Origin of the sequence: Salinibacterium sp., from assembly GCF_031364185.1 — a bacterium.
In the GTDB taxonomy this organism is placed as follows: domain Bacteria; phylum Actinomycetota; class Actinomycetes; order Actinomycetales; family Microbacteriaceae; genus Rhodoglobus.
This window is the reverse complement of record NZ_JANLVV010000022.1, coordinates 1-7,878: the sequence shown is the minus strand read 5'-3', so window position 1 is coordinate 7,878 and position 7,878 is coordinate 1. Positions and strand designations below refer to the sequence as shown.

Below are 7,878 nucleotides of genomic sequence, written 5' to 3'. Positions count from 1 at the left end.
CCCAAGATCGGCAAGATCGAGGGGGTCTGCGGCCGCTTTCAGGTCATCAGAAGTGAGGGCACGCTTCATCACAGCGAAGGCGAGCTTCTCGTTGTCGCCGCCGAGGCCCGCGTGCAGGCGGTCGCTGTCTTCCATCACCGGAGTCTCGATTTCGTCGAAGCCGTGTGCGCGGTAGGTGTCGCGAATCACCGCCAGCACGCGCTCGCGCCGGGCTTTCTCGGCCGGAAGAAAGTCGCGCATTCCGCGCGGGGGGGTCACGGATGATGCCATGCCACGATTCTGTCGCACTTCTGTTGCCTGGCTCTGCCGATGCTCCGAACTTCGGATGATCGGCACTCTCGCGGTGGGCCCGTCTCGTGTCGCGAACATCGGTTCAACCCGGGTGAAGGCGCGGCCTTCACGTAGGTGTACTCAACCCGGGGTACACTCATGGAGCGGTCGTGTCGTTGACGTGTGTCCGAAATCCAACCGCAGATCACGGAAGAGCTGTGTTGCTTTTCCGAACGACGAACCGGTGGGTCGGGTAATCCTGCCGGTTCTGGGGTGCGGTCGTTCCCGCGATGTTCTCATCGTGGTTGAACTCTGCGCTCCGGTGCCCTCTCCATTCGGGTTGGAGGGGGCACCATCCCACCCACCGTCCCGGGCACCATCTCCAGCACCGTCCCGAGCACCGTCCCTCGCCCGCCCTTCGCACCGTCCTTCACACCGGGCACAGCGCAGGCGGTTGGTGGTGCTGGCTGCTGGCTGCTGGCTGCTGGCTGCTGGCTGCTGGTGCCGATACTCGTCGTGGTGGTGGCGGCCGGGCTACTCCGCCATGCCGATCAGTCCGGCGTCTGCTACCGTCTCGATCTCGTACTCTCGGATCTCCTGCTGCAGGCCTCGTAGCGCTGAGCGAAGTGCGCGCTCTGAGTCGAGGCCGTTTGCCTTCGCCGATGCCACGATGGCGAGCAACAGCGGACCCAGTTCGTCTTCATCGGTGACGTTGACGGCCCCGGGCAGGTTGGCGTCGATGAGGCCGACTTTGTGGGCGCGTCCGAGTAGTTTGTCCGCGAGCGCGAGCGCGGGCATCCTCTGCGGAATGCCGTCCAGCACGCTGGTGCGGTGCGGTTTCTCGGTCTTCTTGAGGTCATCCCAGACGGCCATCACGTCGTCCGCCGTCTCGGCGACCGCGTCACCGAAGACGTGTGGATGCCGCCCGATCATCTTCGCCGTCATGTGGGCGGCGACATCCTCAAGGGTGAACTCCCCCGCCTCCGCTGCGATGTCAGAGTGAAACACCACCTGGTACAACACATCGCCGAGCTCTTCAATGAGCTCGGCGCGGTCACCGGTCTCGATCGCGTCGACCAGCTCCCACGTCTCCTCGATCAGGTACTGCACCAGGGACTCATGGGTTTGCTCGCGATCCCAGGCGCAACCGCCGGGGGCTCGCAGTTGCTCCAGCACGGCGATCAGTTCGTCGAGTTTCGGATGCGGCGGGTTCACGGGCTCGGTCATTCGTCAATCCTTGCATCGGAGCGGCCCGGCCGAGCCAGGGCGGCGCCACGAGGCTGCAGGGTGTTGCACGACAGGGGGGTGCACCGCACCGGGGTGCACCGCACCGGGGCTGCGCCTTACCGGGGTGCGCTTTACCGGGAACACCTTACAGCAGTGCGTCGTAGCGGGCTGCGTCGTAGCGGGCTGCGCTGTATCGGGATGCGCCGTGCACTGCTGCACCGTACGACACCGCACTCTCCCGAGCCCGCAATCCCTCAACTTGCGCGTTCTCGTTCAAGGTCGCGCATGACGCCGCTCTTGGCTGGCATGAATATCGGTGTCTGGTCGGGGTCAATATCCGGCGGCGGTACGAGCCAGTATTGGGCCCCGCGCCGCCGAATTTCCCAGTGATTGTTGTGAAGCATCTGGTGGTGGTGTCTGCAGAGCAGGATGCCGTCAGCAACGTCTGTAGCACCGCCATCCCGAACCCAGTGTTTGACGTGGTGGGCTTCCGTCCACGATGGAGGCCTGTCGCACCCGGCAATGCGGCACCCGCCATCCCGGGCCGCAAGTGTGATGCGCTGTCGATAGGTGAAAAGGCGCTCGCTGCGGCCGACATCGAGCGGCTGGCCCGAATCGAAGAGCAGCGGCATCACAATCCCGGCGCACCCGAGGCGCTGCACGGTCTCCATCGACACCGGATCGGACTGGCCCTCGAGCCAGCCGTGGCCGATACCTGATCGAAGCGCGGCCGCCGTCACGAGTACTCGCACTGAGGGCGCGCCCGAGCCGAGCAACTGGGTGTCGTCGCCGGCGGAGCCCTGGCAAAGTAGCTCTAGAAACACATCAGATGCGAGCTGAGCGGTAGTGCGCGCGTCACCGAGGATGCGCTCCGCCGTGGTCTCGTCCTCGCCCTGGAAGCGCGGGCCCCCTCGGCGTGGCGAGGTCGCGCGGTCGTAGAGCTCGGCGGCGACCGCAGCCGACTCTGGGTCGAGGAGCCACGTGAGCCGCCCCATCCCATCCGGCTGCCGAATGAAGCGCAGGGATCGCCGATCGCGGCGTACCTGCTCTCGGTCAGCGACGCCCAGTTCGTCAAGTTCGTCGCGCAGTTGCCGCGCCCGACGGAAGAGCCGGTCGGGGTCGAGCGTGGCGGCCTCAATGACGAGCTGCTCCGTGGCCTCAGCCAGCAGTGAATCCGGCAGCGATTCGGTGGGTTCGCCGAGCCCGGACTGGATCGCGTCGGCTGACGCGATCGGCATGGACCCTTCGGTGAGCGCTCGCGTGACTGCGCCCAGCCACGGCCGGGTGGGCGCGGGCTCGAGCTGGGCATCCCGAGCCAGGAGCCCGACGCGAACGGCCGCAAAGGCGTCGCGCGCGGTCGAGCGAGTCGACACGCGCACCAGTTCTTCAGGAGTTCGGTAGCCGTTGCGCTGCGCGAGTCCGGAGTGGCCGAGAGCAGGTGCGGATCGATAAGCAATCTCGCCCGCGATGACGAGCGCATGGGATTCGACAAGTTGCCGCTCTACGCTGGCCAGCCGGTTGAGTTCGAGCAGGGTGGCGTCATCCATCGCGCGGTAATCGGCAGCGGTGGCAGACACTCGGGTTATGGCCGCGATGGCGGCGGCAATGTCAGCCGCGATGGTTGCGCCAGTGGTGGCGAAGATGCCAGCCGCACTGCGCAAATCAGGCAGTGTCGCAGCGGCAAGAACAGACACATCAAGCTGAGCCGGCACCGGCGCCACAGCAAGCGCTGGCGCTGGCGCTGGGGTCGCAGCAAACACAGCAGGCACAGCAGGCACAGCAAGCACTGGCGTCACAGCAGTCACCGGCGCCACAGCAAGCACTGGCGCCTTAGCGAGCACAGCGGGGGCTGCACAGGGGGCGCCGGTGGTGGTCATGAATCCAGTTTCACCCTCGAATGGGGGTTCGACAATGGCTCTGAGCACATCTTGGGATAAGTCATTTTGAGGCGACCTGTGGAGGAGAAGACGGCCACTCGCGGAAGTGGAGAACATCCCTATGTAAAGGGAGAGCGGCACCCGCGGCGGGCAGAAGTGTCACACTCCTCTCATGGAAGATCGTCGCCCTACCACCGCCCGACGACCAGGTGTTCGAGCCACAGCGGTGGTGCTTCTCGTGATTGCTGTCGCGCTGGCGGCGTACTTCGTGCTCAGCGAGCAGGGCCAGAACCTTGCCTCGCGGTGGGGAGCGGGGAGCACGACGCAGCCCGCGGATCCCGCGCCCGTGACGGCACCCGTGGCCGGTGACCCTCCGATCGCGGAGACGGTGGGCAGTGGCATCCCGAGCCAGGCGACTGAGGCGACGATCGAGTACGTGCACGACGGGGACACGCTTTTTCTCGATGACGGTCGCAAGGTTCGGATGCTCGGCATCAATACTCCCGAGATCGGCGACAACCTCGAGTGCTACGGCGACGAGGCGACGAACCTGCTTCGTCTTCTCCTCCCCGAGGGCACTCACGTGTGGGTTATCCCCGATATTGAGCCGCTGGACCAATACGGTCGGTCGTTGCTGTTCATATATAGCGATGACGCGACCAACATCAACCTCGAGATGCTCAGGCAGGGCGCCGCCGAGGTCGAAATGTACTCCCCAAACCTGCTGTTGCAGGCTGATATCGAGGCAGCCGAAAGTGCTGCCATCGCCGCTGGCGCGGGCATGTGGGGAGCATGCTGACAGTCGTTACCGGGAGACTTGACCTGTGACCGATACCCGAAGCGCTGCCCTGACGATTTTGCGGGCGCTGGTCGGCCGTGAGGATGCCGACTTCCACGACGGCCAGTTCGAGGCGATCAGCGCGCTGGTCGACGACGCCAGTCGAGCGCTCGTCGTGCAGCGCACCGGATGGGGAAAGTCGGCGGTCTACTTCGTCGCGACCCTGCTGCTGCGTGAGCGCGGCGCCGGCCCGACGATCCTCGTGTCGCCGCTGCTGGCCCTGATGCGCGACCAGATCGCCGCGGCATCCAGAGCGGGTGTACGCGCGGTGGCCATCAACTCGACGAATCCGCATGAGTGGGCCGAGATCCAGTCAAGGCTGCAGGATGACTCGGTCGATGTGCTGCTCGTCAGCCCGGAGCGTCTCAACAATCCGTCGTTCCGCGAAACGCAGTTGCCCACCCTGGTGGGGCGGACTGGGCTGCTCGTGGTCGACGAGGCGCACTGCATCAGCGACTGGGGCCACGACTTCAGGCCCGACTACCGCCGCCTGCGCGAACTGATCGCCGAACTGCCCGCCGGGGTGCCCGTGCTGGCGACGACCGCGACCGCCAACTCGCGTGTGGTGGGCGATGTGGCGGCGCAACTCGGCGGCGCCATCACCATCCGCGGACCGCTGGCCCGCCGCTCGCTGCGCCTCGGGGTGCTGCGCCTGCCCGATGCCGCCGCGCGACTCGCCTGGCTGCTGACCCACCTGGACGAGCTGCCGGGCAGCGGCATCATCTACACGCTGACCGTGAGCGCCGCCGAAGATACGGCCCGACTGCTGCGCGACGCCGGCCACGACGTGCGCGCGTACACCGGCCAGACCGACACCGCCGAGCGCGAGCAGGCCGAGGACGCACTCAAGCGCAATGAGATCAAGGCGCTGGTGGCAACATCCGCCTTGGGCATGGGTTTCGACAAGCCCGACCTCGGGTTTGTGCTGCATTTGGGCGCTCCATCCTCTCCGGTCGCGTACTACCAGCAGGTGGGCCGTGCCGGCCGTGCGACAGAGAACGCTGACGTTCTGCTTCTGCCCGGCCCGGAAGACGAGGCGATTTGGCACTACTTTGCTACGGCATCCATGCCCAGCCAGGAGAGGGCCGAGGCCGTGCTCGCCCAGCTCAGCGACCAGCCGCTCAGCACCCCGGCGCTGGAGGCGCGCGTCAACATCAGACGCACGCCGCTGGAACTGCTGCTGAAGGTGCTCGATGTCGACGGGGCGGTCCAGAAGGTGCGGGGCGGCTGGGTGTCTACCGGGCGGGCGTGGGTGTACGACCGCGACCGCTACGAGCACATTGCCGCGGAGCGTCAAGCCGAGCAGCAGCACATGCTCGACTACGAGGCGCTGCCGGCCGGGGCATCCGGGTGCCGCATGGCCTTTCTGCAGCGTTCCCTCGACGATGACACCGCGACGCCGTGCGGACGCTGCGACAACTGCGCCGGCCCATGGTTCTCAAGCGATCTGGCGCAGGATGCCACGGCGCAGGCCACCTCGTCGCTCGACCGCGTCGGGGTGCCGATCGACCCGCGCGCGCAGTGGCCGACCGGATCATCTGTCGCCCGGGGCAACATCCCGCCGGCCGAGCGGATGCGGAAGGGCCGAGCCCTCGCCCGCCTGACCGACCTCGGTTGGGGCGGGTCACTCAGAACCCTCTTTGCGCCCGGAACCGTGGATGCGCCCGCCGCCCCCGCGATGCTGGCCGCGTGCGTCAGGGTGCTCGCAGACTGGGGCTGGGCCGAGCGCCCGGTCGGCGTCGTGGCGATGCCGTCGCGCAGCCATCCGCAGCTCATCGATTCGGTGGCTCAGGGCCTGGCGGCCGCCGGCCGTCTGACGTACCTCGGGTCGCTGGAATACGCCGCTCCCCCGCAGGGTGGTCCGGGCGGCAATAGCGCGTTCCGCCTGGCGCAGGTCTTCGACGCGTTCGCGGTGCCATTCGCCGTGCCGGGTGGGCCGATCCTGCTCGTGGATGACCTCAGCGACAGCCGCTGGAGCCTGACCGTTGCGTCGCGCCTGCTGTTGCGCGCCGGGGCCGGCGGCGTGCTGCCGTTCACGCTGGCGCTGCGGTAACCCGCCATCCGCGCTGGGACCCTCGAGCGCGCCCTCTCGGCACGAGCGCGCCCGTGCGCACAGGCGCCGTCGCACCGAACGGGCGCGCTCGACGCGGCAGAGCGTCGGCAACGCGCTAGTCAAGGCTGCCGCGCGGCGCGATCCACAGCTGGGGTTGGCCGGTCACCGCGGCGATGTGTTCGAAGTCGGCGTCGTAGTGCAGCACCACCGCTCCGTGGTGTTCGGCGATGGCTGCAGTGAGAAGGTCAACGATGCCAGCGGCTCGATGCTGACCTCGAGCCGCCATCCTGAGCTGGGTTTGGCGCGCGCGTTCAGCGATTTGCTCGGTCACGGGAAGGTTCACGTAGAGGCTGCCGCGGGTGTGCATGATGGCGCGCACATCGTCGGCCGATCGCCCGGAGTATCCGGCCTCAAGGTCGACGGTAATGCAGGTGGCGGCGAGCCCATCCGCGATGAGTGCCGTAAGAATCTCCGCCACCGGCATCGAGCTGGCTCTGGAGAACGCTGACGTGTCGACAAGGTAAAGATGCCCGCCGATCGCCTCGAATGTCATCGACGCGCTGCGCTCATCACGTCGATGTCGCCGATATCGGGCCCCACGCCGAAACCGTGGGCTGCATCAAGAACGGCCACAGCACGATCGCGCCGGGTCGCGACGAAATTCAACGCCGCGTTGACAGTGTCTTTTTTTGTGGATGTTCCGAGCTCCCGTGCCGCGGCGGCAAGCGCTTCGTCGTCCAGGTCGATGACAGTTTTCATATACATAATGTTATGTTTCATATATACGGTTGTCGATAGTGTGGCTCGGGATGTCACCAGCCTGGCGCGAGGAGGATGGCGCCGCAGTCAATGCTCGCAATCTGTGAACACTTCGCCATTCGGCCGGATGTGGAGGTGAGGCCTTCGCCCGTGCAGCGCTGACGAATGGGGCTGATATGTCTGTTTATGGAACATCCCTCTCTCGAGATGCTCGCCGTACGAGGCGGCCGCGTGGTCGGCTCCGCGGCGAGCATCCTCGCGAGTTGGATGCCGCGGCTGCCCTCGAGCAGGTTCGGGAGGTCAGGCGGCTGGGCCCGTTCGCTGCCGAACTCGTCGTCATTCGCGACGCACACCTCTCCGACGTCCGAAACGACGGACCTCGCAGTGCGCACGGGCGCAGCGTTGGCTAGAGCAGCGGCGCGGCAGCTAGACGCGCGCGACCTCCACCCGGGCATCCACTTCTGGGCAGGTTGCCTGAATGGATGCCTCGAGCCCGGCGTCCACGGTGATGACCCGAACCGGGCCACCGATCGCCCCGATCACGTCGCAGAGTTGCTCGACGGGTGGCGTTGTCCACGCCCCGGTGTCGCGGTACTGCCGGTAGGCGGCGAACGCGAAGCCGCGCAGGATGAGGTCACCAGTCTCGTCGGGAGCGAGTTCACCGCCGAGTTTCAACGCGATCCAGAAGTTGGCGAAGGCTTCGTCTGGTTCGCCTGATGCCCCACAGGATTCCCGGGTCGGCCGGGTCGGAGTTGGCCAGGATCAGCTCGACAGATCTGTCTCCCGATGCCCACACCGCTCCCGACAGGATGCGCGCGAGCGGCGGGCGCACGACGCCGGGACGTGCGAGTGGC

General features: G+C 66.8%; 9 protein-coding genes. 2 read left to right on the top strand and 7 right to left on the bottom strand.

What is annotated here, in order from left to right:
• From RMN95_RS01370 to RMN95_RS01360, 3 genes are all read right to left on the bottom strand, one after another.
• Positions 1–270: ATP phosphoribosyltransferase regulatory subunit (locus RMN95_RS01370; protein ID WP_309615174.1), on the bottom strand; the 270-nt coding region annotated here is incomplete at its 3' end.
• Positions 271–804: 534 nt separating this feature from the next.
• Positions 805–1,497, bottom strand: a complete 693-nt coding sequence (locus RMN95_RS01365) for a MazG family protein (protein ID WP_309615173.1) — start codon at positions 1,495–1,497, stop codon at positions 805–807.
• 254 nt (positions 1,498–1,751) lie between these two features.
• Entirely contained in the window at positions 1,752–3,374 is a 1,623-nt protein-coding gene (locus RMN95_RS01360; protein WP_309615172.1) for a DUF222 domain-containing protein, read from the bottom strand.
• A 172-nt stretch (positions 3,375–3,546) separates the two neighbouring features.
• Between RMN95_RS01360 and RMN95_RS01355 the strand changes: the two genes are divergently transcribed.
• Both RMN95_RS01355 and RMN95_RS01350 read left to right on the top strand, forming a co-directional pair.
• Positions 3,547–4,173: a thermonuclease family protein gene (locus RMN95_RS01355; protein ID WP_309615171.1), complete on the top strand. Its 627-nt coding sequence runs from the start codon at positions 3,547–3,549 to the stop codon at positions 4,171–4,173.
• A gap of 25 nt (positions 4,174–4,198) precedes the next feature.
• A complete protein-coding gene (locus RMN95_RS01350; RefSeq protein ID WP_309615170.1) occupies positions 4,199–6,265 on the top strand; it encodes a RecQ family ATP-dependent DNA helicase in 2,067 nt (688 codons plus the stop codon).
• 115 nt (positions 6,266–6,380) lie between these two features.
• Here RMN95_RS01350 and RMN95_RS01345 read toward each other — a convergent pair whose 3' ends face one another.
• The 4 genes from RMN95_RS01345 to RMN95_RS01330 form a co-directional block, all read right to left on the bottom strand.
• Positions 6,381–6,818: a PIN domain nuclease gene (locus tag RMN95_RS01345; protein WP_309615169.1), complete on the bottom strand. Its 438-nt coding sequence runs from the start codon at positions 6,816–6,818 to the stop codon at positions 6,381–6,383.
• A complete protein-coding gene (locus RMN95_RS01340) occupies positions 6,815–7,024 on the bottom strand; it encodes a type II toxin-antitoxin system VapB family antitoxin (RefSeq protein ID WP_309615168.1) in 210 nt (69 codons plus the stop codon). Before RMN95_RS01340 ends, RMN95_RS01345 begins: the two co-directional genes overlap by 4 nt.
• A 426-nt stretch (positions 7,025–7,450) precedes the next feature.
• Positions 7,451–7,699, bottom strand: a complete 249-nt coding sequence (locus RMN95_RS01335; RefSeq protein ID WP_309615167.1) for a hypothetical protein — start codon at positions 7,697–7,699, stop codon at positions 7,451–7,453.
• On the bottom strand, positions 7,683–7,878 hold a 196-nt coding region (locus tag RMN95_RS01330), incomplete at its 5' end, for a hypothetical protein (protein WP_309615166.1). The genes RMN95_RS01330 and RMN95_RS01335, both read right to left, overlap by 17 nt.